We start from the raw sequence: 24896 nt of genomic DNA on the forward strand, positions 1-24896 counted from the left end.
GCCTGAATGTATGCGAAAAACAGCATACGTTGTGTTCGGCTGATACCGTCCTTTTAAATGGACGGTATCGTTTCTATTGTGGTGCAGCAGAAGGACAGGTATTGTGGAGAATAACGTTTGCTTTGGTGTAATACTTGTGACTAGCGGGTAATGGGATAGCATAGGGGGTGAAGTATGGTCAGACCCGTTAGAATACTCTGGATCAGCGCTGTAGTGGTAAATATCGTAGGATTGGCCCTCTTTCTGTTACAGACGAGCCCGGGGTTCAGCCAAGGGTTTATCCTGGATATCGTAAATATAATGCTAATGCAGATCTTAGGCATCCCCTCTGCGATTTTGGTTGTTGCATCGCTTTTTCTGTTGAAGTACACAAGGAAACCGCCAGGCTGGGCAGGGTACACAGGAATCTTCATCATGATAGGGGCGTTACTGTGGATTGGGGGATATTTTTTGTTTTTTGCAGGGATGATGATATTCGAGAACGTCCGGTAAAAAATACTTTACTGATCGTTCTCGAATGTGCTAAGATGCTGGTACGAGGCAGATTATTTTTTTGACTATAATAGAACGAACGGTCTCAAATAAAATAGATGAGGAGTGTTAACGATGGGGAAGCTTAACGGGAAAGTTGCATTGATCACTGGAGGGAATAGCGGGATTGGGCTGGCTAGTGCCAGGTTATTCGTGGCGGAGGGCGCCAGAGTGGTCATTACCGGCCGTAATCCGGTATCTCTGCAGGCGGCGGTAGAAGAGCTGGGTGCGGAGCACGTAGTTGCTGTCCAGGCGGATGCGACTGATCCGCAGAGTGCGGTGAAGGCTGTGAATGCAGCAATAGAGGCCTTCGGCAGACTGGATGTGGTCTATGCGAATGCAGGAATCGCGGGCTATACACCGCTGGGCAGCACAGAGCTTGCCACCTTCGAGGAAGTGCTCCGGGTCAATGTGACCGGTACCTTCTTCACCGTCCAGGCTGCACTGCCTCATCTGAAGGCTGGAGCTTCAGTCATTCTGACCGGCTCCGTGTTAGCCAAGGCCGGAAGACCCGGCAATTCCGCCTATGCCGCCAGCAAAGGAGCGGTCAGCAGCATGACGAAGGTGCTGGCCTCCGAGCTGTCTCCGCTGGGCATCCGGGTCAACAACATCGCGCCCGGCGTAACGCGCACTCCTATCTGGGGCGAGTCGGCGATGGATAACTGGAAGCAGGTCGAGGCAGGCATGGCACTGTCGATTCCGCTGGGCCGCGCGGGTGTACCCGAAGAGATCGCTAAGGTAGCACTGTTCCTGGCCTCCGAGGATTCGTCATATATCCAAGGCGCAGATATTTCCGTAGACGGCGGGGCCGGAAGCTCTCCGCTCGGCGCACCGATATACCGCCAGAACGCATAAGATGGAAAGTGGCAGAAAGAGTGGCTAGTGGCAAGAAGCACCTTGAGGGGTGCTTTTTTGCGTTAAGAGTGAAGCAAGGGCAAAAAGAGTGGGAGTATATCTGATTTCACCGGACGCAAGCTGAAGGAGTATATGAGTAGTCCGAAATGTATGCGAAAAACCGAATACAATATGATGGCAAATGGGTGAGTGGCTGAATGTATGCGAAAAACCGAATACAATTTGTTTGCCGGCATTCACCAGTGTGATAAATACCTATGCCAAAGTGAATGGAGTGTTCAGACTAGTCGGAGTCAGCAGCATGAGCGGAGGACATATAGATGAGACTTTTTATTGAAGATTAGATTCCAATAAGAGGTAAAAGGTCTGTGCTGTCGAATAAGAGAATAGATATACAGAGTGAAAAGTTCGCATGTAAGGCTAGTGTTGTGTAAACGCTCACAATAGATGCAGGAGGCGAATCAGGATGGACGGAAGCAAGTCGTTGATCTATCAAATTCTCAAGACGATTGAAGAGGGCAAAGAACCGGTACTGGAGAACCTGGAGGGTGTGACGGTCGGGGGCTTCCACAGTGCACTCGAACAGATTGTGGAGAACAAACTGGCGAATAACATCAGCTTCTCCCTCAGCGGTAAAGGCAAGAAGGCGGTCCGCGTCGCGAATACAAGCGGCTCTAAACTGACTGCGCAAGGCGTTAATTATATTCATGTTCAGGACAGCCGCACTTACTAGCCTGTCTTGATCCTCGCAGAGATCACCGGTACTACCCGAACACCCGCAGACGGGACAAATCACTCCTGCTGCGGTTTTTTGTTGTAAGCAGAAAGTGGACTACATTAGTCTTCGGATCACCCGGGCGGTTGAATTCTGTTAATCATAGTAATCAGAATGCTCATAACCCGCCACGGATCGACATTTTGAATATATCATGATATATTATTATGTATGATACCGAAAAATGAACGTCAGGGGACCAGGAATGTTATGGCTGAATCAACCTCTTCCAAGCCGATGTATGAGAAGATCTTTGATGAAGTGAAGGAGAGCATCCTTACGGAGGCTTATAAACCCGGAGAGCGGGTTCCTTCCGAGAAAGAGCTGGCCGAGACCTATAGTGTCAGCCGCATAACCAGCAAAAAAGCACTTGAGATGCTTGCCGTCGAACGGCTGATCGTCCGTAAGCCCGGCCGCGGCTCGTTCGTGGCCGATGGTTCCGCTAAGCAGCCTGACCCGGGGATGAGCCTTACAGCCCCGGCTGCGATGAATATTCGTGCCAATGAGAAAACAATCGGCCTGATTATCACCGACTTTGGCAACAGCTACGGGACAGGGCTGATTTACGGGATGGAGCAGGCTTCACGCGACAATGACTGCTTTCTGGTGCTGCGCAGAACCTTCGGTGTTCCGGAGAATGAAGAGCAGGCGGTCCAGAAGCTGCTGAATCTGGGTGTGGACGGTCTGATTATTTTCCCGGCCCAGGGCGAGTTTTTCAATGCGGAAATTCTGAAGCTGGTCATCGGACGTTTTCCGCTCGTGCTGGTAGACAGACATCTAAAAGGAGTAGCTGCGGCCTCCATCAGCACCGATAATCTGCAGGCAGCTCTTGAAGCGACGGAGTATTTATTTGACCTCGGGCATACGCATATTTCGTTTCTGTCTCCGCCTCCCGTGGATACTACTGCGGTGGAGGACCGGATTGAGGGCTTCATTCAGGCTCATGCCCAGCGGGGAGTTGTGGTTGATAAGGAACTGTGGGTCAGTGATTTAACCTCGACACTGCCGAAGTTTTTTCATGCGGATAATATTGAACGGGACATCTCGCGGCTGGTCACCCATCTGCAGAGCCATCCGTCCGTAACGGCGTTATTTGCCATTGAATATAATATTGCGCTGCTCGCGAAGACGGCGGTGGAACGTCTGGGGCTGCGCATACCTGAGGATATTTCCATTATCTGCTTCGACAGTCCGCCGACACATTTGGGCAGCGGGTATGCCTTCACCCATATGCGGCAGAATGAAGAGGAGATGGGCCGGATGGCCCTGGAGAATGTGCTCAGTATTATGAACGGGCAAGCCGTCCCCAATAAGGTGATGCTGGAAGCTGAGCTGGTGCCCGGGAATTCGACCGGTCCTGTCCGTAACAACTAGCTGTTATAATCCGAGAACCCATTCTGCCGAATGGGTTTTTTTGGTGCGTCTAATTTACTTCTTCCGGTCGGGAGTGAAGCTTGCAATCTAGTGGATTACCGTGAATTTCATATATTAGTATATTATTATCTGAAAATATATATTGACATACCAATAGCATATCAATATACTCATTTGTGAAAGCGCTTCATTACACAAAAGGAGGTCATTCCAACTGAAAGCGACTATAGAAACACCTGATTCCCTGAAGAAGCTGGCTGACCGTGTACGTAACACACTGCCGGACCATCCGCGCTTGGCTGACATGTTCGAACAATGCATGCTCAACACCTGGAACACAACGATCAAGCGCAATCCGGATGGAACCACCTTTGTCATTACCGGTGATATCCCGGCCATGTGGCTGCGGGATTCCACCGCACAAGTCCGCCCCTTCCTGATCCCCGCCTCCGGGGACGAAGAGATGGCCGGCATGATTGAAGGGCTTATCGCACAGCAATTCGCCTATATTGCCCTTGATCCCTATGCAAATGCGTTCAACCGGGAAGCGGATGGACGGGGTCACCAGGAAGACAAGACAATGATGAATCCATGGATTTGGGAACGGAAATACGAAATCGATTCCCTCTGCTATCCCATTCAGCTTAGCTATCTGCTATGGAAAAACACCGGGCGGGTCACGCAGTTCAATTCAGCGTTTGAAGCCGGAGTGTGGCAGATTATTAAATTGTGGATCAGGGAGCAGAATCATGAGAGCGGTTCCGATTATGTTTTTGAGCGCATGAACGGTGTCCCAACGGATACCCTTGTGCGCAGCGGCAAAGGAGCTGTTACTGCCTATACCGGAATGACCTGGTCAGGCTTCCGCCCAAGTGATGATGCCTGCGAATACGGTCACCTGGTGCCTGCCAATATGTTCGCCGTAGTTGTCTTACGATACGTCAGCGAAATTGCAGGCGAAGTGCTTCACAACCCGGAGCTTGCGCAGGCAACGGAAGATTTGGCTGAGCAGATTGACGGGGGAATCCGGCAGCATGGCATTGTGCAGCATCCTGAATACGGCCCGGTCTACGCCTATGAGACCGATGGCCTGGGAGGGGTGAACCTTATGGATGACGCCAATGTGCCCAGCCTGCTGTCCATTCCTTACCTTGGCTATGCGCCTGCAGATGATCCGGTGTATCTCAACACCCGCAAGCTTATTTTAAGCCGGACCAATCCTTATTTCTATGAAGGCAAAGCCGCAGCGGGTATTGGAAGTCCGCATACCCCTCCGCATTATATATGGCCTATCGCCTTGGCGGTTCAGGGAATGACCTCCGGGAAGAGGGAGGAGCAGGAGGCTCTGCTGGGGCTGCTGGAACAGACGGATGCCGGGACCGGATTCATGCATGAGGCTTTTCATGCGGATGATCCGCAGAGGTATACCAGACCCTGGTTCTCCTGGGCCAATATGATGTTCTGCGAGCTGCTGCTTATGCGCTGCGGAATTGAGGTGAAGCGAGGCTGAGCAGCGTTGGCTCCTATAACAGACAAATACAAATTAAGGGGATGAAGCAATGAAAAAAGGATGGGTTACGGCACTTTCGGTGATGATGGTCGCTGCTCTGGCTGCGGGCTGCAGCGGCAATTCGGGAAAAGAAAGCCCTGCAAATGACGGCAAAGCCGGAAGCGGCAGCAGCGGGAAGAAGACGGAGCTTACGTTCTGGGGCGACTGGGGCGGTGAAGGCCAGAAACAGTTCGAGACCATGGTGGATGCCTTCAACAAATCACAAGACAAGATTCATGTGAAATATGTGCTGCAGCAGGATATGATCACCAAATTCCTGACGGCGGCTACGAATGGCGGTGCTCCCGATGTGCTGTTCTGGGACCGCTGGCGGACCTCGCTGTATGCTCCCAAGAACGTGCTGCATCCGGTGGATGAGTACTTAACACGTGACGGCATTTCCAAGGATGATTTCTACAGCGAGTCATTGACTGAGCTCTCCCATGACAATAAGTTATACGGACTTCCGCTGACCGTTGATGCACGGGCCTTATTCTACAATAAGAAGCTGCTGGACGATGCAGGGCTTCAGCCTCCGGCTACCTGGGATGAGCTGGAGCAGGCTGCCGCAAAGCTGACCAAGTGGAACGGCGACAAGCTGGAGGTGGCAGGCTTCTCCATGGGCGACCTGGGCTTGTTCAATATGTATCTCCAGCAGGCGGGCGGCCAGATGCTTACAGAGGACGGCAAAACCAATTTCAATAATGAGCAGGGCAAGCAGGTGCTTGAATTCTGGGACCGTCTGATGAACAAAGACAAGGTGTATAAGGTTGGGTTCGAGCTGGGGCTTGGCGAAGGGCAGGATGCCTTCGTTACAGGCAAGGTTGCCATGCTCTATTCCGGCCCATGGATGCTCAGTACCTATAACAAATACGGTAAAGATCTCGAATATGGCATTGTACCCCCTCCTGCCGGACCAAACGGCGACAAGGGTAGTGTGATGGGCGGCTTCGGACTCGTGATTCCTGAAGGCTCCAAGCATCATGATGAAGCATGGGAATTCATTAAATGGTGGACCGCCAACAAGGATAATGCCTTGATGTGGGCCAAGACCAGCCTGAATCTTCCGGGCTTCAAGCCTTCGATGGAAGATCCGTTTTTCCAGGATGACCCGCAGTGGAAGCCGTTCCTGGATACGCTGGAATTCGCCAAGATCCGTCCGACCCATCCTGGCTATTCCGTAATGGAGACCGATGCGCTTGCGCCTAATCTTCAGCTGAACCAGCAGAATAAGCAGAGCATTGAAGACACGCTGAAGAAGGCTCAGGAACAAGGCGACAAGATGCTGAAGGATAACGCAGTCGTTAAATAGTCTGTCCTGTACCGTAGGGAGGCAGCGCCTCCCTGCTGCCATGGAACCTTGCCGGAGGATGAGAGGGGGAGTTGTATGGCTTCCATGAGAAAAGTGGAACGGCACGAAGCCCGGACGGCTTATGTATTCATTACGCCAACGGTGCTGCTGTTCACTGTGTTTACAGTGATTCCTGTAGTGATGGCCCTGTATTTAAGCTTCACCAACTATGATGTGCTTAGCCAGAATGACTGGGTCGGCCTGGACAACTACCGCCGCCTGATGGAAGACAGTCTGCTGTGGAAGACATTCAAGAATGTGTTCTTCTACTCGATTATTTTTGTTCCGCTGAATATTATCATTTCCCTCCTGCTGTCCATGCTGCTGAGCAGGGCGTGGCGGGGCGTCAAGCTGTTCCGCACCTTCTATTATCTGCCCACGCTGACCTCGGCTGTAGCGGCGGCAACCGTATGGATCTGGCTGCTGCATCCGGAATTCGGTCTGGTGAACGGCTTGTTGTCCTATGTGGGCATTACCGGTCCTGCCTGGCTGTCCGAGACAAGCACGGCGATGCTGTCCATTGTAATGCTCACCCTCTGGCAATCCGTCGGCTCCAATATGATTATTTATCTGGCCGGTCTGCAGGGGGTCCCGGATTATCTCTATGAATCGGCACGGCTGGACGGGGCGAACAAATGGGCCAGCTTCCGCTACATCACTTGGCCGCAGTTGCGGCCTACGACCTTCCTGGTCAGTACGATGGCGATTATCGGTGCGCTGCAGCTGTTTGACCAGGCCTTTGTGCTGACGCAGGGCGGTCCGGCCAATGTGACCAAGACCCCGGTCTACCTAATCTATCAGCAGGGCTTCAACCAGCTGCAGATGGGCTATGCCTCGGCGCAGGCCTTTGTGCTTGCTGTAGCCATTCTTATTTTCTCGCTGATTAATATGCGGGTCTCCAAAGCGGAGGAATCGATCATTTAGGGGCAGCTTGTCCAGGAAAAGGAGGTTTGCAGGATGGGTGTTACTGGCGGTTCGGCCTTGAAGCAGGGCCTCTACAAGCTCATTTTCTATATTGTATGTATCCTTATAGCGGTTGTTATGTTTCTGCCATTCTACTGGAGTTTGCTAACCTCACTCAAGCCGGATGATGAGATCTTTGCCATGCCGATTCAGTGGTTTCCGAAGCATCTGACCTTCGAGCATTACCGCAAAGCCTTTTCAACGGTGCCATTTGCTTTATTCTTCTGGAATTCGCTCGTGCTTGCGGTGTCGGGCGTCCTGGCTAACCTGTTTTTCGGATCACTTAGCGGCTATGCCTTTGCGAAGCTAAGATTCAGGCTGAACAAGCCGGTGTTCCGCGTGCTGCTGGCGGCAATGATGATTCCCGGCATTGTGACCATGATCCCGACAGTGTATGTGATGCGCCATATTCCGTTTGCCGGGGGTAATGATCTTTTTGGCGGAGGCGGCAATGGACTGATGAACTCGTTCTGGGGCATCATTCTGCCCGGCGCGTCCGGGAGCTTCGCAGTATTCTTCATGCGGCAATTTTTTCTGACGCTCCCCAGCGACATGCTGGAGATGGCCCGGATTGAGGGCTGCGGGGAATTTAAAATTTTCTGGCGGATTTATCTGCCGCTTACCCGCCCGGCGCTGGCGACCTTGAGCATCTTCACCTTCCAGGCCGGCTGGAACAGCTTCCTGTGGCCGATGATTGTGCTGAATGATCCGGACAAGGCAACGATTCAGATGGGCCTGCAGGCTTTTTCTTATAATTTCCAGACGGATTACGGGCCGATGATGGCCGGGGCGCTGGTGGCGATTCTGCCGATACTGGTGTTGTTCCTGGCGCTGCAGCGTTATTTTGTACAGGGGATTGCCTTCAGCGGTATCAAAGGCTAAGTCAGCTGCCGATGGCAAATCATTTACGGGGAGAGAGACACCATATGAAGCAAATAGAGCTTGAACAATGGACGGAACGGGCGGACTCGGCGCAGGAAGCGCTGGATGAATTCTTTTGGAACGAATCCATCGGAATGTATGACATTGAGACACCTTGTCCGGAAGGCGCATGTAATACGGTCTTTCATTATTGGTGGATGGCCCATGCCGTGGATGTGCTGGTGGACGGCCTGCTGCGGACTGGGGCTGCTAAGTACCGCGAACGACTGTCCGCTCTACATGCGGGATTGCTCCGCCGTAATGGCGGCTTGTGGCCCAATGAGTTGTACGACGACATGGAGTGGATGGCCTTGGCCTGGCTTCGCGCATATCAGGCAACCGGAGATGAGCTGTACAAAGAGACGGTTCTTATCCTCTGGACGGATATCAGAACCGGCTGGAACAGCCATTCAGGGGGCGGCATCGCCTGGCAGAAATCGCAGCTGGATTACAAGAACACCCCGGCTAATGCACCGGCTGCTATCCTTGCCGCCCGCCTGTATCAAGCCTTTGGAGATCCGCAGGACCTGGAGTGGGCACATACGCTGTATAACTGGCAGCAGTCCCATCTGGTGGACCCGGAGACGGGCTTCGTCTGGGATGGAATGAACCGTACCGGTGACGGCAGGATCGATAAGGATTGGAAATATACGTACAATCAGGGTGTTTATATCGGTGCGGCTATCGAGCTGTACCGGGTTACCGGGAGCCGTGACTATCTGGAGGAGGCCCGGCGCACGTTCGGCGCAGCGGTCAAGGAACTCGCTGGCCAGCATTCCGGCATGCTCCCGGATGAGGGCGGCGGCGATGCCGGTCTCTTCAAGGGCATTCTGGTCCGCTATGCGGCAGAACTGGCACAGGCCGGTCAGGCAGACGGAGCTGCCGGGGCCTTTCTGCGCAGTAACGCAGAGCTGCTGTGGGACCAAGGGAGGGCGGCGGACCGGGTGCTGTTCGGACCCGATTGGACTACGGCACCTTCGGACACTGTGCAATTGAGCACCCAGCTCAGCGGAATCAAGCTGCTGGAGCGGATGGTTGTGCTTGCAGGGACGGGGCAGGCGAATGCCCGAGCCTCATTTTAAGGGGAGGAGCTGGCTTATGGATCATTCTAACGGGACATCACTGGCAGAGAACTGGGCGGCGCGCGCCGACTCGCTCCAGGACTCCCTGTGGGAGCATTACTATAATGCAGACAGCGGAATAATGAACCAATGGTATCCGCAGGAATACAGCAGGGCAGGCGACAATTTCTACTACTGGTGGCAGGCTCATGTCATTGATGCTCTGACCGATGCTTACGAACGGACGCGGGATTCCAGGTATGCCGGACGCATCCGCAGTCTGAGCCGCAGCTTGCATGCCTATAACGGCGGGACGTTCAAGCATAATTATTATGATGATATGGAATGGACTGCCCTTGCGCTGCTGCGGGCGTATCAGGCAACCGGCGAAGCGGAATACCTGAATGCTGTCCTTGAATTATGGGCGGATATTCAGACGGCCTGGAATGAACACTGCGGGGGCGGCATGGCCTGGAAAAAAGATCAGCTGGATTACAAGAACACCCCGGCGAATGCCCCGGCCGCTATTCTGGCCGCCCGCCTATACTCGCTGCGTGGACAGGAGGAGGATTTGAACTGGGCGATCCGGATTTACCGCTGGAACCAGGCCAATCTGGTGGACCCGGACACCGGGTTCGTATGGGACGGAATCAACCGGCAGGGGGATGGGCAGATCGATTACGACTGGGAATTCACTTACTGTCAGGGAGTATTCATAGGAGCGGGAATAGAGCTCTGCCGTGTCACCGGCGATTCCGGCTATGCCGCAGATGCCCGCCGGACCGCTGAGGCCTGCTTAGACCGCTTATGCTATTCTGAATCGCTGCTGCTGCCGGATGAAGGGATTGACGACACCGGATTGTTCAAGGGAATTCTGATCCGCTATCTGGTACAGCTGGAGCAGCATTTCCCCGGAAATGACCGGGTCCGTGAAGTCATATTGGCCAATGCCCGGACGCTATGGGCGCAAGGGCTGGACCGGACGCTGGGGCTGTGCGGACCCTCATGGGAGAAGGTTCCCGGGCTGCCGGTACAACTCAGTGTACAGCTAAGCGGTCTGATGCTGCTAGAGGGAGCAGTCAAGCTTGATCATTAGCCCATTGCCGCCTGACGGTTGTGGACTGGATGTACAAATGAAGGGGGTACCCGGAAATGTTCACCTGGAAGAAAATAAGAAGTGCCGCTGTTCTCTGTCTGTTGTCCCTGTCTCTGTCTGTGCCGTCTCCCGGTGCAGGAGGTACGGCAGAGGCATTCACCGTCTCTAACGCTGATGCTGCAATGAACTCATTTGTGCAAGTATTCTATGATTCTTCCGCCAAATACTTCTATACCAACAGTGATCATCTGATTCATTCTGAACATGCTCACGGGCCGAACGGGGGACTCTACACCGATTTCTGGTGGGAGGCACAGCTCTGGGAGACTGTAATGGATGCCTACGAACGCACGGGCAGCAATGTCTACCGCACGATGATCGATGAGATCTACACCGGATTCAACGCCAAATACCCGGATATGATGACGAATCCGTTCAACGATGACCTGGGCTGGTGGGCGCTGGCCTGCGCAAGAGCCTATGAACTGACGGGAACGACGGAGTATCTGAACCGTGCCAGCTTCCTGTTTGGCCAAATCTACAGCGAATGGGACAGCACATACGGCGGCGGGATCTGGTGGAGAAGGGACGCCCATGTCCCGGGCCAGGCCAACGCCCAAAAGAATATGGCCACGAATGCCCCGATGGTCATGACCGCAGTCAAGCTGTATAGTGCCTACAATGATCCTGCTTATCTGACCAAGGCTACACAAATCTATAATTGGACCAAATCCACCCTGGTCAATGGCAGCAAAATCAATGATCATATTGAAGGTGCGGGCAGCGGTCTCATTAAGGATTGGGATTTCACTTACAATTACGGAACGTTCCTGGGGGCGGCTGTATCCCTGTATCAGGCTACCGGAGCTTCCGCCTACCTAACGGATGCCAACAATGCAGCCGGGTATGCCGTTAATAAAATGGTTTCCGCCCAGACTCTGTTGTATGAAGGGGAGAATGATGCTGCGGGCTTTAAAATGGTCTTTGCCCGCAACCTGAACCGCCTCCGTACGCTGGGCGGACAGCCGCAATACTTAAACTTTCTTCAGCAGAATGCAACGCAGGCCTGGAATCACCGCCGCATGAGCGACGGAATCATCGGCAGTGACTGGCTGCGTAATACGGGCACTTCCTATGTGCAGAGCCTGGCCGCCGCTGCGGGCGCTTCCATTCTGCAGATCGTTCCCGCTGACGGCTACACCGGGTACATTGCGGGCAACGGGGCTTATGAAGCGGAGAATGCCGCGCGGACGCTGGCTGGCGGAGGCGGGATGATCAATGAGAGCACTAATGCCGGCTTTACCGGAAGAGGGTATGTCGGGGGCTGGAACACAAGCGGCACCTCCATTGATTTCTATGTCAACCAGAATACGGCCGGAACCAGAACTGTCACCTTCCGCTACGCGGCGGCGGCAGGCAATGCTTCCCGCTACGTGAAAGTGAACGGCGTGGTTACTACCTCCAATCTGGTGTTCAATTCCACCTCCAGCTGGAGCACCTACGGAACGGTATCCGTCACGATCCCGCTGAACGCTGGCTCTAACACGATTCAACTCGGGTATAACAGTGCGCTCGGAAATACGAACTATCTGAATGTTGATTTGCTGAGCGGGCTTTGAAGGCCGCTGCAGTACAAAGGGAGCGCCGTGAATGGCGCTCCCTTCTGCTTGCTTATTCATCCTAGTCCCCGGTCTCGACGATCCAGACCTCCGGCAGATTGCGGTACTGCTCGGCGTAGTCGAGACCGTAGCCGACAACAAATTCGTCGGGGATATCAATCCCGCTGTAGTCAATGGGAACATCGACGAGGCGGCGGGAAGGCTTGCTGAGGATGGTGCAGATACGCACGCTTGCCGCCTCGCGCAGGGCGAACAGCTCCTTTAGATGCTGAAGCGTCAGGCCGGTGTCGATCAGATCCTCGACCAGCAGGATATGCTTGCCGCGGATATCCATGTCGATATCCTTCTTGATCGTAATGACGCCGGAGGAGGTAGAGCTTGCCCCGTAGCTGGACACCGACATATAGTCGACGCCGACCGGAAAGGTGATCTCACGCATCAGATCAGACATGAAGACGGCCCCGCCCTTAAGAATACCTATAAGCACCAGCTCCTTGCCTTCGTAATCGCGCGATATTTCAGCGCCCAGTTCCTGTACTCGCTGCTGCAGTTGGTCCTTGCTGACCAGAACTTTGGTAATTTGGGTCATGGTTGACGCTCCTTATGGATTAGGATGTGATCACGAGGAGGATCTATCCTTTTCCTTAAGCATAACATCATGTGCGCCTCCTTCAAAGATCGTTGTCGAGGAGACCAGGGTAATCTTGGCCTTCTGTTGTAATTCCGGGATGGTCAGCGAGCCGCAATTGCACATGGTGGACTTGATTTTGCTGATGCTGAGATCCAGATTATCCTTCAGCCGCCCGGCATAGGGAATGAAGGAATCCACGCCCTCCTCGAACTCAAGTTTGCTCTCCTTATCGGTATTGCCGAAGTCATAACGCTGCCAGTTGCGGGCACGGCTGGAGCCTTCGCCCCAATATTCCTTCACGAAGTTCCCGCCGACCAGCAGCTTACGTCCGGGGCTCTCATCGAATCTGGCAAAATAGCGGCCAAGCATCACGAAGTCAGCGCCCATCGCCAGCGCCAGCACAATATGATAATCATGGACAATCCCGCCGTCCGAGCAGATGGGGACATAGATGCCGGTCTGCTCGTAATATTCCTGGCGGGCCGCCGCCACTTCGATGACAGAGGAGGCCTGACCGCGTCCGATCCCTTTTTGCTCGCGGGTAATACAGATGGAGCCGCCGCCGATGCCGACTTTGATGAAATCCGCCCCGGCTTCCACCAGGTACAGGAACCCTTCCTTGTCAACAACATTGCCCGCGCCAACCTTCACGCTCTCCCCGAAAGTATCCTTAATATAATGGATGGTCTCCGCCTGCCACTCCGAATACCCGTCAGAAGAATCGATGCACAGGATATCTGCCCCCGCTTCCACCAGTGCTGGCACACGCTCCTTATAATCCCGCGAATTAATTCCTGCGCCTACAATGAGCTGTTTGTTGTCGTCATGCAGCTCCAGCGGATACTCCTGATGGCTGTCATAATCCTTGCGGAAGACCAAATGGACAAGATGGCCGCTGGCATTCACAATCGGCAGGCAGTTCAGCTTATGATCCCAGATCATGTCGTTCGCTTCTGTCAGCGTGATGCCTTCTTCGGCGTAGATCAGTGAAGCAAGCGGGGTCATGAACTCTGTAATCGGGCAATCCGGCGGGAGGCGGTTCTCGCGGTAATCCCGGCTGGTGACGATGCCCATCAGTCTGCCTGTCGGTTCCCCGCTGTCTGTAATCGCAATGGTGGAGTGGCCGCTGCGCGCCTTCAGCGCCAGCACATCCTGAAGCGTATCTTCCGGGCGCAGGTTGGAGTCGCTGAGGACGAATCCTGCTTTGAACTTTTTGACCCGGCGGACCATTTCGACCTGCTGGCCGATGGACTGGGAGCCGTAGATGAAGGAGATGCCCCCGCTTTTGGCCAGTGCAATCGCCATGTTGTGGTCGGATACCGCCTGCATTACCGCCGAAGTCACGGGGAGGTTCATGGTCAGTGCCGGGGTCTCTCCCCGGCGGAATTTGGTTACTGGTGTGCTAAGATCCACATTTCCGGGAATGCAATCTTTGGTGGTCAGGCTGGGTACCAGCAGGAACTCACTGAAGGTTCTTGAAGGCTGCTCGTAATAAAAAGCCATGGCTTGTCACTCCCCTGCTATTTTTTGATAAATCATACCTGGGACAGAAATCTGACGGGTACTCTAATGTCCGCTTCCAGTTGCTTGTAATGCTCCCCTTTGGCCAGAATCGCCTGCACGCCGACAAGCTCTATGCCCATCACGGACAACTGAGCAGCAATGCAGCGGATCGTAGCGCCTGAACTGATGACATCATCCAGAAGCAGTACCCGGTCACCGGCGGAGAAGCCGTCAAAATAAATATAATTCTCATTATACGCCGTCTCGCGTCTCACACTAACCTCATAATTCTCGTACAGCTCAGTGCTGAGGCGCAGAATATTCATCGGCTTCATCAGCTTATAGGCAGCCAGCATCCCCCAGGTATGACCGCCGGGTTCAGGGGAGACAATGTAATCAAAATCGGGAAACTGCTCCGTTACAGCATCCGCCAGATTGTGAGTGATTTCACGGATCAGCTCGGGGGCGATATACGTACCGCGTTCTCCGAAGGGGTAGAGCTTGAAGTCATAGGCGGTGTCCTTATTCTTGTAGATTCTCACATTTCTGGCCTTACGGATCGATTCACTTAAGCTTGCGTAGGAAGCACTCATTTGCCCTCACTCCTTCTATTATAATGGATGCCAAAAACCCCAGGCTAAAGGAGGCGCAGTCCAAAGCAGGATACATCAGCGTAGAAAAGCACGGTTTCGCCCGTGAGCTCACGCTGATACATCCAGCAGGGGGGCTGGCCTCTTGTAGCCTGGGGCAATTTACGGTTGCCTGTAGATACGCCCGTTCCGGATTAACGGGCTTATACAAGAGAGGTTTGAAGGGGGATAACTGACGCGGTGTTAACTTAGGGACGGGGAATCAGACGATTTTTGCTATGGATGTTATAAAAGTTAACTCAGATCATTTGTTATATGCTATCATCCGTAATAAAGTGTGTCAATATTTCATTATTGTGTCATATTACATGACCTATATACTTGTTTATAATAATTATTATCTGCAATTCATAAATAGTTCAAAGGTTTTGTTAAAAGCCGTATTTTGATGTGATATACTTAACACAGTGTTCGTGGATCTTGTGAAATTGATTCTAATATCTGCTGATAAGCAGCAACAGTGCCTACACCAATGAATATAGATTAGGATGGTGAACAAGCGATGCATATTGTCGTCGTTGGCCTGAATTACCGTACGGCTCCCGTAGAGGTGAGGGAACAGTTCGCTTTTGCCGAGAAGGATCTGCCTGCTGCGCTTCATCAGCTGCTGCAGACGAAGAGCGTTCTGGAAGGGGTCGTTGTCGCCACCTGTAACCGGACGGAAATTTATGTGGTCGTGGACCGCCTTCATATGTGCGGATATTTCATCCGCAGCTTCATGGAGCAGTGGTTCGGAGTAAGAAGCGATGTATTTACGCAACATATGTATATATATGAAGACGAGCAGGCGATTGCCCATCTGATGCGTGTCACCTGCGGTCTGGATTCAATGGTGATAGGCGAGACGCAGATTCTGGGTCAGGTGCGCAGTGCCTTCCTGACGGCTCAGGCGGAAGGGGTTACCGGAACCTGGTTCAACCGGCTGTTCAAGCAGGCGGTGACGCTCGGCAAGCGTGCGCATAGTGAGACCTCGATCGGCGAGAGTGCGGTGTCGGTCAGCTATGCGGCGGTGGAGCTGGGGAAGCGCATCTTCGGCATGTTCACCGGCAAAAGAGTGCTCATTCTCGGCGCCGGCAAAATGAGCGAGCTGACGGTAAAGCATCTGTACAGCAGCGGCGCGGCGGAAGTGATTGTCGCCAACCGTACCTTGTCCCGTGCTATCGAGCTGGCCGAGAAATTCTCGGGTAAGCCCAGCACGATTGAAGAGGCGCTGAAGTCTCTGGATGAAGTGGATATTGTGATCAGCTCTACGGGTGCGGACGGCTATGTGCTGACGGCTGCCCAGGTAGCCGAGGGCATGAAGCGCCGCCCTTCACGGCCGCTGTTCATGATCGACATTGCTGTGCCGCGCGATATTGACCCTGCTGCTGCCAGTGTACCGGATGTATTCCTCTATGATATCGATGATCTGGAGGGCATTGTGGAGAGCAACCTGGAGATGCGCCGCAGTGAAGCTGCCAAGATCGAGGTTATGATTGAAGGCGAGATGGCGGATTTCCAGCAATGGCTGAAGACGCTGGGCGTCAGACCGGTGATCCGTGCGCTGCAGGACAAGTCAAACGGAATATATGAAGACACGATGGAAAGTCTGTTCAACAAGCTGCCTGAGCTGGATGAGCATCAGCGCAAGGTGATCCGCCGCCTGACCAAGAGCATTGTCAACCAGATGATGCATGATCCGATCAATGTGATCAAGGAGATGTCCGGCGGCAAGCAAGGGAATGAAGCACTGGAGTATTTCACTCAAATCTTCGCCCTGCAGGAGCAGCTGGATGCAGGTCCGGCCGGTGAAAGTGTTGAACCGCTTCAGCGCAGCTCTGCTGAACGGCCCTCCGGCGGAGAGATCCGTGTGCCGGGAGCGGTGCTTACCCCAGCCGGTCTGCTGGGCGGGTGAGCCACATGCTGCTGAACGGAATATATGATGCCGCTCTGCTGCTATATGCCCTGAGCCTGCTGTTTGTTTTCTCGGATTGCCTTCGGCGCAATCCGGGCGGAAAGCGGCTGGGCACAGGGCTTCTTGCTGTTGTCGGCCTGCTTCAGCTTGGGGGCCTGGCCATCCGCTTCTCCCAGGAGGGCGGCTTGCCGATCTTTACGCCTTACGACTTCCTGTTCTGGTTCTCCTTCAGCATGGTGGTCACCTCGTTTGCGGTGGCCTATACGCGCGGCGGCGAGTTCACCGTCCTGCTGCTCAGCATGGCGGGCTTCAGTGTATTCCTGCTGAACCGGGTATGGCTGACGGCGGAGGATCATACGCTGCAGAGCTGGAGTGCGGTGCACGGGTGGCTGGCGATGCATGTGATTTTGGCGAATCTGAGCTTTGCCGCACTGACACTGGGGACGGTATTTGCGATAATGTATCTGTTCCTGCATACGAAGCTGAAGAATAAGAAGTGGGATGACCGTGTCCGCAGGCTGCCCAGCCTGGAGACGATGGACAAATATTCCTACACGGCGATTCTGGCCGGAGTACCACTGCTGCTGGCCTCGCTGATTCTGGCGGGTCTGTCGATTGTAGCGGAAGAGCGGACACCGCTTTTTCAGGATACGAAGGTCCTGACAACACTTACGGGCCTGGGCGTCTACATCGTTTACCTTGTGCTGAAGTTCTCCGGCCGCCGAAGCGGTACCGTCATGGCCCGCTGGGCGATTACCGGGTACGGCTTCATTATTCTTAACTTCCTGCTGAATTCCTGGTCGGAGTTCCATGGCTGGGGCGGGGAGTAAGGTGGGATGGACGATGGATGAGAGTGAGTTGGAAGTGCTGGGAGAGTTGAAGTGAGCGGGATGGAGAGTAGCTTGTCTGTGGAATGGAAGATGGATGAGAGTGAGTTGGAAGTGCTGGGGAGAGCTGGAGTGAAGCGGGATGGAGAGTGGCTAACCAGTGGGATGGAAGTTGGATGAGAGCGAGTTGGAAGCGCTGGAGTAAGCGCGATGGAAAGTGGCTAACCAGTGGGATGGAAGTTGGATGAGAGCGAGTTGGAAGCGCTGGGAGAGCTGGAGTGAGCGGGATGAAGAGTAGCTTGCCAGTGGAATGGAAGTTGGATGAGAGCGAGTTGGAAGTGCTGGGAGAGTTGGAGTGAGCAGGATGAAGAGTAGCTTGCCTGTGGGATGGAAGTTGGATGACAGTGAGTTGGAAGCGCTGGGAGAGCTGGAGTGTGCAGGATGAAGAGTAGCTTGCCAGTGGAATGGAAGTTGGATGACAGTGAGTTGGAAGCGCTGGGAGAGCTGGAGTGAGCAGGATGAAGAGTAGCTTGCCTGTGGGATGGAAGATGGATGACAGTGAGTTGGAAGCGCTGGGAGAGCTGGAGTGAAGCGGGATGAAAAAGTATCTGCCGATTATGCTGGATGTGGAAGGCCGGCGGGTGGTGATCATTGGCGGCGGGGCGGTGGCTGCGCGCAAGGCGGCTCCGCTGCTGGAAGCGGGCGCGGAGCTGGCGGTGATCAGCCCCTCGCTCAGCGGGACGCTGGCTGCGATGGCTGATGGGGGGCGGCTGCAATGGATCAGCCGGACCTATGCTCCCGGGGATCTCCAGGGAGCTGTGCTGGTCTATGCCGCCAGCGATAATAGGGCGGTGAATGAGGCCGTTGCCGCGGAAGCCCGGCAGCTGGGGCTGCCCGTTAATGTGGCCAGCCATGCGGAGGCGGGCACGTTCATTACGCCCGGCGTGCTCCGCCGCGGGCGCCTCACGGTTGCGGTCTCGACCTCCGGGGCGGGACCGTCTGCGGCTGCGGGGATTACGCAGCAGATTGCGGGGCTGCTCGGCGAGGAATACGAGCCGTATCTGGATTTCCTGCATGAGCTGCGGACGGCCATCAAGCAGCTGGAGCCAGCGGCAGAGAACCGGTCGCGGCTCTTGCGGCGGCTGGGGAAGCTGGATGTGTTGAATGAGCTGCGGCAGGGCACCTTTATACCATGGACACGCGAGCAGATTGAGGCTTGGGTGGCGTGTAACCGGGTGGAATAAGGTGCTTAAGTGGCTAGGCCACCGAGATGAGCAAAGCAAGGGCAAAAATGCCCTTGAATTCGGCCGAAGCGGCTCAGTTGAGCAAATTAGGTGTATAAATACACTTGAATTCCGCCAAATCGGCTCAATCGAGCAAATGAGGTGTATAAATACACCTGAATTCGGCGAAAGTCGCTCAGTCGAGCAAATGAAGTGTATAAATACACCTGAATACGGCCGAAACAGCTCAGTCGAGCAAATGAAGTGTATAAATACCCTTGAATTCGGCCGAAACAGCTCAGTTGAGCAAATGAAGTGTATAAATACATCTGAATTCGGCGAAAGCCGCTCATGCGAGCAAATGAAGTGTATAAATACCCTTGAATTCGGCCGAAGCGGCTCAGTTGATCAAATGAGGTGTATAAATACACCTGAATACGGGAGAAGCGGCTCAGTTAAGCAAATGAGGTGTATATATACACCTGAATTCCGCCGAAGCGGCTCAGTTGAGCAAATGAGGTGTATAAATACACCTGAATACGGCCGAATCAGCTCAGTCGAGCAAATGAAGTGTATAAATACACCTGAATTCGGCCGAAACAGCTCAGTCGAGCAAATTAGGTGTATAAATACACCTGAATTCGGCCGAAACGGCTCAATCGAGCAAATGAAGTGTATAAATACACCTGAATACGGCCGAATCGGCTCAAGCGAGCAAATTAGGTGTATAAATACACCTGAATTCGGCGAAAGCTGCTCAGTCGAGCAAATGAAGTGTATAAATACACTTGAATTCCGCCAAATCGGCTCAATCGAGCAAATGAGGTGTATAAATACACCTGAATACGGCCGAAGCAGCTCAAGCGAGCAAATTCAGGGGTTAGGTACGGCGGCGGCGGATGGAATAAGGGACTGACTTGAACAGGGGGAGTGGGCATGCGGAAGATTATCGTGGGCAGCAGACAAAGTGCGCTGGCTTTAACGCAGACAGGGCATGTGATTGCCGATCTGGAGCGGCTTAGCGGGGAGCATGGGTTTGATTTTACTTTTGAGGTGCATAAGATTGTGACCAAGGGTGACCGGATTCTCGATGTGACCCTGTCCAAAGTGGGCGGCAAAGGGTTGTTCGTTAAGGAAATTGAACAGGCGATGCTGGCGAAGGATATTGATATGGCAGTACATAGCATGAAGGATATGCCTTCCGAATTGCCGGAAGGCTTGATGAACGGTGCGGTGCCGAAGCGTGAAGATCCGCGCGACGTTCTGATCTCTAATAGCGGAGCGGGCCTGGAGGGTCTGCCGCCAGGCGCACGCGTAGGCACAAGCAGTCTGCGGCGCTCCAGCCAACTGGCTGCACTCCGGCCGGATCTGCTTATTGAGCCGGTACGCGGCAATATTGATTCGCGGCTGAAGAAGCTGGAGAGCGGCGAATATGACGCGATTCTGCTGGCAGCAGCGGGGCTGTCGCGCATGGGCTGGCAGGACCGGATTACGGCATATTTGCCGCCTGAGGTCTGCCTGCCCGCTGTAGGCCAAGGAGCACTCGGTATTGAGTGCCGTGAGGACGATGAGGAGCTGCGCAAGCTGCTGGCGCTGTATAATGATGAGCGCACGGCACTCACGGTGACAGCGGAGCGGACCTTCCTCGGTGCTCTGAACGGGGGGTGCCAGGTCCCCATTGGCGCCTATGCAGTACTTGAATCAGAGGCCGTGGCAGCAGCGAATCCGTCCATAACGTTAACCGGAATGGTCGGAACACCGGACGGCACAGTCATTCTGAAGGAGACCTGCACCGGCAATGATCCGGTGGAGCTGGGTACGGAGGTCGCGCGTAAGCTGGTGGCAAGAGGTGCGGAGAAGATTTTGGCGGATGTAAGGGAATAAGGGGTAAGGAATCGCATGTGTAGAGGGATAAGGGGATGACGGAGATGGTGGGGAAGGTATATCTGGTAGGTGCAGGTCCGGGGGATGCGAAGCTGATTACAGTCAAGGGGCTGGAGTGTATCCGCAAGGCCGATGTGCTGGTCTATGACAGGCTGGCCAGTCCAAGGCTGCTGAAATGGATGAAGCCCGGCGGCGAGAAAATATACGTAGGCAAGCTTTCGGACCGCCATACGATGAAGCAGGAGGATATTAATCAGCTGCTGGTAGATCTCGCATTGGAGGGCAAAACGGTGGTGCGTCTGAAGGGCGGGGACCCCGTGATTTTTGGCCGGGTGGGTGAAGAAGCGGAGCTGCTGCGCAGGAATGGCATCTACTATGAGATTGTGCCGGGCATTACCTCGGCCATCAGCGTCCCGGCATATGCCGGGATTCCGGTGACCCACCGGGAGGCATCGTCTTCCCTGTCGATTATTACCGGCCATGAGAGCCCGGATAAGCTGGATCATTCCATTCAATGGGATAAAGTAACGAATGCGACAGGCACGCTGGTATTCCTGATGGGTGTTGCCAAAATCGGCTATATCAGCGCCCAGCTGATGAAGCACGGCCGTCCGCCGGAAACCCCGGTGGCGCTGGTGCGCTGGGGGACCCGTGCGGATCAGGAGACGCTGACCGGCACGCTGGCCGATATTGAGGCGAAGGTTACGGCAGCGGATTTTCAGCCGCCGGCGGTTATTGTGGTCGGTGACGTTGTGCTCCAGCGGGAGCACCTGATGTGGGTGGAGGCGCTGCCGCTGTTCGGCAAGCGCATTGTAGTGACGCGTGCGCGTGCGCAGGCAAGCGAACTGGTGGACCGGATCGAGGAGCTGGGCGGCGAGCCGTACGAGTTCCCGGTCATTGAGACGGTCATGCAGCGGGATGCGGGCAAGCAGGCGGAGATCGCTGCGGCACTTGGCGGGCTTGCGGCGTACGACTGGGTGTTCTTCACCAGTCCGAACGGCGTGGACTTCTTCATGCGTCATCTGACGCAGCAGAAGCTGGATATTCGCGCCCTCCACGGGGCGCGGCTGTGTGCAGTGGGACCGGGAACTGCGGCAGCGCTCGCAGAGCGCGGGCTGATCTCTGAAGAATTGCCCGGCCGCTTCCAGGCCGAAGGGCTGATTGAAGCCTTCGGCTCACAGCTGCAGCCGGGGCAGAAGGTGCTGCTTCCCCGCGGCGACCTGGCGCGCGAGTGGCTGCCCGGCAAGCTGAGGGAGCTGGGGCTGGAAGTGACCGAGGTGGATACGTATGAGACGGTTGTCACCGGCGAGGATGATATTGAGCTGGTGAAGCTGCTGGAGGAGAAGCGCATTCATGCGGTGACCTTCACCAGCTCGTCCACAGTGCGCAACTTCCTTGGCATCCTGAAGCGGATGGGTCTGGAAGATCCGCTGGCGCTGCTGGCGGGTGTCAAGATTGCCTGCATCGGCCCGGTTACCGAGCAGACCGCAGTCGAAGCGGGCCTCACGCCGGGACTGCTCCCGGAAGAAGCCACCATCGAAGGACTGGTGCAGGAGCTGTGCCGCTGGAATGAATCGACGAGGCTGAGATAGCCTGTTCCTGCCGGATCTGTCAGCGCTGCCTTTGAGCATTGCAATCGGGTCTGGCTTACTAGCAGCGATAACTTTAACATCTCAATATTGCTTAAGACGAATAGATGTGTGTATATACTTACTGAACAGGGGGTTTGCAGCAATGAGCTTTCCAATAACCAGACACCGCCGTTTGCGCGGGTCGGCCGGTATTCGCGGCATGGTGCGCGAGACCGTACTCCATGTGCTGGATTTCATCCAGCCGATTTTTGTATCCTATGGAACGGGTGTAAAGAATGAGATCAGCTCCATGCCCGGCGTCTATCATTTCTCGCTGGATACGCTGAAGGAGGAGGTGGATGAGATTGCTTCCCTCGGCATTCCGGCGGTACTGCTGTTCGGTATTCCCGAGACGAAGGATGCGGTTGGCTCGTCCGGCTTCGCAGACGATGGCATTGTGCAGGAAGCCACGCGTCTGATCAAAAAATGGTATCCCGACCTGCTGGTTGTCGCCGATACCTGCCTGTGTGAATTCACCGACCATGGCCACTGCGGCATGGTGCATACCCATACGGTAGACGGTGTAGTGCACGGGGATGTAATTAACGATGCTTCGCTTGAGCTGCTGACCCGCACGGCGGTCTCGCAGGCCCGGGCAGGGGCGGATATTATCGCGCCGTCCAACATGATGGACGGATTCGTGCAGGCGATCCGTGCCGGACTCGATGCGAATGGCTTCGAGCAGGTGCCGATCATGTCCTATTCGGTAAAATACGCCTCCGCCTTCTACGGCCCGTTCCGCGAAGCAGCGGATTCCGCTCCCCAGTTCGGCAACCGCAAGACGTACCAGATGGACCCGGCCAACCTGCGGGAAGCGGTTCGCGAAGCGGATTCCGATGTGCTGGAAGGCGCGGACATGCTGATGGTGAAGCCTGCGCTGGCTTATCTGGATGTAATCCGCACCATCCGCGACCAGTTCGATCTGCCGCTTGTAGCCTACAACGTCAGCGGTGAGTACTCGATGGTCAAGGCTGCTGCACAGCAGGGCTGGATCGATGAGCAGGCGGTTGTGCTGGAGATGCTGACAGGCATGAAGCGCGCAGGAGCAGATATAATTATTACCTATTTCGCCAAGGACGCAGCCCGCTGGCTGCGCGGCTAGGATCAGGAGGGAACAAGCATGGGCAATCTGCCGTTGAACCGCCGGGAAGAGGCTTCCCGCATGGCTTTTGAAGAGGCAAAACAATATATTCCCGGCGGGGTGAACAGCCCGGTCCGGGCATTCAAGTCCGTAGGATTGACCCCGGTCTATGTGGAGAGGGGCGAAGGCTCACGGATCTACGATATTGACGGCAACAGCTTCATTGACTACGTCTGCTCGTGGGGACCGCTGATTATGGGACATGCTCATCCTGAGGTGGTGAAGGCGCTGCAGGAGACTGCGGCCAGAGGGACAAGCTTCGGCGCGCCGACCCTGCTCGAGACCGCTATGGCCAAAACCGTGGTAGAACGCGTGGCCTCGGTGGACATTGTCCGCATGGTGAACTCGGGAACGGAAGCGACGATGAGCGCGATCAGACTGGCCCGCGGCTACACCGGACGCAGCAAAATCCTCAAATTCGAAGGCTCCTATCACGGCCATGCCGACAGCCTGCTGATTAAGGCCGGTTCCGGTGTGGCGACCTTGGGGCTGCCGGATAGTCCGGGCGTGCCGGAAGGGGTAGCGGTGAATACGATCACGGTACCTTATAATGACTTGGACGGGGTCAAAATCGCGTTTGAGCGCTATGGCAACGAGATTGCCGCTATCATCGTGGAGCCGATCGCCGGAAATATGGGCGTTGTGCCTCCGCTTCCGGGATTCCTGGAAGGTCTCCGTAAGGTGACTACGGGGTACGGGGCTTTGCTGATTTTTGACGAGGTGATGACCGGCTTCCGTGTAGACAGGGGCTGTGCGCAGGGACTGTTCGGGATGGACCCGGATCTGACCTGCTTCGGCAAGGTAATCGGCGGCGGGCTCCCTGTAGGGGCTTACGGCGGCAAAAGAGAGATCATGGAGCAGATCGCCCCGTCCGGCCCGATCTATCAGGCAGGCACACTCAGCGGGAATCCGCTGGCGATGGCGGCGGGCTACAGCACGCTTGCGCTGCTGACCCCTGAGGTCTACACCCGTCTGGAGTCGCTTGGCGCGAGACTGGAAGCCGGACTTAAGCGCAATGCGCAGGAGACGGGAATTCCGCTGACGATTAACCGTGTGGGCTCGATGGTATGTCCATTCTTCACGGAGGAGCCGGTCATTAACTTTGAGACGGCCAAGACCAGTAACCTGGAGCTGTTCAAGCGTTATTTCGGCAAAATGCTGGATCAGGGCATCAGCGTTCCACCCTCCCAGTTCGAGGGAATGTTCGTATCCGCTGCGCATAGCGAGCAGGATATTGACGATACGATTGCGGGCCATTACCAGGCCCTGAAATCGCTATGACGGCTGGACCGGAGGACCGGTCCGGCGGGCAACGCGCAGATACGGAGGGCGTTGCCCGCCGTGCAGGCGCAGACCCTGCGGTTACCGCCGCCGGCTTCGCGGGCGGGGGCAAGTGGACCCGGCGCGGGGAATGGCT

21 protein-coding genes and 1 riboswitch are annotated in these 24896 nt (G+C 54.9%); of the genes, 18 read left to right on the plus strand and 3 right to left on the minus strand.

Annotated features, from left to right (window positions below):
* The first annotated feature begins 174 nt into the window (after window positions 1-174).
* The 11 genes from MKY96_RS03340 (at window position 175) to MKY96_RS03390 (ending at window position 12095) form a co-directional block, all read left to right on the plus strand.
* Window positions 175-492 carry a hypothetical protein gene (locus MKY96_RS03340; protein ID WP_340938631.1) on the plus strand — a complete coding sequence of 106 codons (318 nt, stop codon included), beginning with the start codon at window positions 175-177 and terminating at the stop codon, window positions 490-492.
* Between the two features lie 114 nt (window positions 493-606).
* Entirely contained in the window at window positions 607-1386 is a 780-nt protein-coding gene (locus MKY96_RS03345) for an SDR family NAD(P)-dependent oxidoreductase (protein WP_340938633.1), read from the plus strand.
* Between the two features lie 466 nt (window positions 1387-1852).
* Window positions 1853-2119, plus strand: coding sequence for a hypothetical protein (locus MKY96_RS03350; RefSeq protein ID WP_340938634.1), 267 nt, complete (start codon window positions 1853-1855; stop codon window positions 2117-2119).
* Between the two features lie 252 nt (window positions 2120-2371).
* Window positions 2372-3535 carry a GntR family transcriptional regulator gene (locus tag MKY96_RS03355; RefSeq protein ID WP_340938635.1) on the plus strand — a complete coding sequence of 388 codons (1164 nt, stop codon included), beginning with the start codon at window positions 2372-2374 and terminating at the stop codon, window positions 3533-3535.
* Window positions 3536-3749: 214 nt separating this feature from the next.
* Complete coding sequence (locus tag MKY96_RS03360) at window positions 3750-5045, plus strand: glycoside hydrolase family 125 protein (RefSeq protein WP_445671464.1); 1296 nt, start codon at window positions 3750-3752, stop codon at window positions 5043-5045.
* A 49-nt stretch (window positions 5046-5094) separates the two neighbouring features.
* Complete coding sequence (locus MKY96_RS03365) at window positions 5095-6396, plus strand: ABC transporter substrate-binding protein (protein ID WP_340938637.1); 1302 nt, start codon at window positions 5095-5097, stop codon at window positions 6394-6396.
* Between the two features lie 75 nt (window positions 6397-6471).
* Window positions 6472-7359: a carbohydrate ABC transporter permease gene (locus tag MKY96_RS03370; protein WP_340938638.1), complete on the plus strand. Its 888-nt coding sequence runs from the start codon at window positions 6472-6474 to the stop codon at window positions 7357-7359.
* A 33-nt stretch (window positions 7360-7392) separates the two neighbouring features.
* The gene (locus tag MKY96_RS03375) at window positions 7393-8280 is read left to right on the plus strand and encodes a carbohydrate ABC transporter permease (protein WP_340938640.1); all 888 of its coding nucleotides are present in this window, start codon (window positions 7393-7395) and stop codon (window positions 8278-8280) included.
* Between the two features lie 44 nt (window positions 8281-8324).
* On the plus strand, window positions 8325-9401 hold the full coding sequence (locus tag MKY96_RS03380) for a glycoside hydrolase family 76 protein (RefSeq protein ID WP_340938641.1): 1077 nt from the start codon (window positions 8325-8327) through the stop codon (window positions 9399-9401).
* A 16-nt stretch (window positions 9402-9417) separates the two neighbouring features.
* Window positions 9418-10476 (plus strand): glycoside hydrolase family 76 protein, encoded by a 1059-nt coding sequence (locus MKY96_RS03385; protein ID WP_340938642.1) that lies wholly within the window; start codon window positions 9418-9420, stop codon window positions 10474-10476.
* A 56-nt stretch (window positions 10477-10532) separates the two neighbouring features.
* Window positions 10533-12095 carry a glycoside hydrolase family 76 protein gene (locus MKY96_RS03390; RefSeq protein WP_340938643.1) on the plus strand — a complete coding sequence of 521 codons (1563 nt, stop codon included), beginning with the start codon at window positions 10533-10535 and terminating at the stop codon, window positions 12093-12095.
* 61 nt (window positions 12096-12156) lie between these two features.
* On the opposite strand, the gene hpt is transcribed toward MKY96_RS03390, so the two are convergent.
* The 3 genes from hpt to MKY96_RS03405 are packed head-to-tail and all read right to left on the minus strand — an operon-like array spanning window position 12157 to window position 14822.
* Window positions 12157-12684, minus strand: coding sequence for a hypoxanthine phosphoribosyltransferase (hpt, locus tag MKY96_RS03395; protein WP_076079431.1), 528 nt, complete (start codon window positions 12682-12684; stop codon window positions 12157-12159).
* Window positions 12685-12714: 30 nt separating this feature from the next.
* Window positions 12715-14229: an IMP dehydrogenase gene (locus tag MKY96_RS03400; protein WP_340938644.1), complete on the minus strand. Its 1515-nt coding sequence runs from the start codon at window positions 14227-14229 to the stop codon at window positions 12715-12717.
* Between the two features lie 32 nt (window positions 14230-14261).
* A complete protein-coding gene (locus MKY96_RS03405) occupies window positions 14262-14822 on the minus strand; it encodes a phosphoribosyltransferase (protein ID WP_340938645.1) in 561 nt (186 codons plus the stop codon).
* A gap of 125 nt (window positions 14823-14947) precedes the next feature.
* A riboswitch (purine riboswitch) is annotated at window positions 14948-15050 on the minus strand.
* A 331-nt stretch (window positions 15051-15381) separates the two neighbouring features.
* Here MKY96_RS03405 and hemA point away from each other — a divergent pair.
* From hemA to hemL, 7 genes are all read left to right on the plus strand, one after another.
* Complete coding sequence (hemA, locus tag MKY96_RS03410; RefSeq protein WP_340938647.1) at window positions 15382-16773, plus strand: glutamyl-tRNA reductase; 1392 nt, start codon at window positions 15382-15384, stop codon at window positions 16771-16773.
* A 5-nt stretch (window positions 16774-16778) separates the two neighbouring features.
* The gene (gene ccsA / locus MKY96_RS03415; protein ID WP_340944429.1) at window positions 16779-17603 is read left to right on the plus strand and encodes a cytochrome c biogenesis protein CcsA; all 825 of its coding nucleotides are present in this window, start codon (window positions 16779-16781) and stop codon (window positions 17601-17603) included.
* 593 nt (window positions 17604-18196) lie between these two features.
* Window positions 18197-18844 (plus strand): precorrin-2 dehydrogenase/sirohydrochlorin ferrochelatase family protein, encoded by a 648-nt coding sequence (locus MKY96_RS03420; protein ID WP_340938648.1) that lies wholly within the window; start codon window positions 18197-18199, stop codon window positions 18842-18844.
* Between the two features lie 915 nt (window positions 18845-19759).
* Complete coding sequence (gene hemC, locus MKY96_RS03425; RefSeq protein WP_340938649.1) at window positions 19760-20707, plus strand: hydroxymethylbilane synthase; 948 nt, start codon at window positions 19760-19762, stop codon at window positions 20705-20707.
* 44 nt (window positions 20708-20751) lie between these two features.
* Window positions 20752-22299: a uroporphyrinogen-III C-methyltransferase gene (gene cobA / locus MKY96_RS03430; RefSeq protein WP_340938650.1), complete on the plus strand. Its 1548-nt coding sequence runs from the start codon at window positions 20752-20754 to the stop codon at window positions 22297-22299.
* 142 nt (window positions 22300-22441) lie between these two features.
* Window positions 22442-23440, plus strand: a complete 999-nt coding sequence (gene hemB, locus MKY96_RS03435; protein ID WP_340938651.1) for a porphobilinogen synthase — start codon at window positions 22442-22444, stop codon at window positions 23438-23440.
* Window positions 23441-23458: 18 nt separating this feature from the next.
* Window positions 23459-24760, plus strand: a complete 1302-nt coding sequence (hemL, locus tag MKY96_RS03440) for a glutamate-1-semialdehyde 2,1-aminomutase (RefSeq protein WP_340938652.1) — start codon at window positions 23459-23461, stop codon at window positions 24758-24760.
* The last annotated feature ends 136 nt before the right edge of the window (window positions 24761-24896 follow it).

The organism is Paenibacillus sp. FSL R7-0302 (genome assembly GCF_038006885.1).
In the GTDB taxonomy this organism is placed as follows: domain Bacteria; phylum Bacillota; class Bacilli; order Paenibacillales; family Paenibacillaceae; genus Paenibacillus_AQ.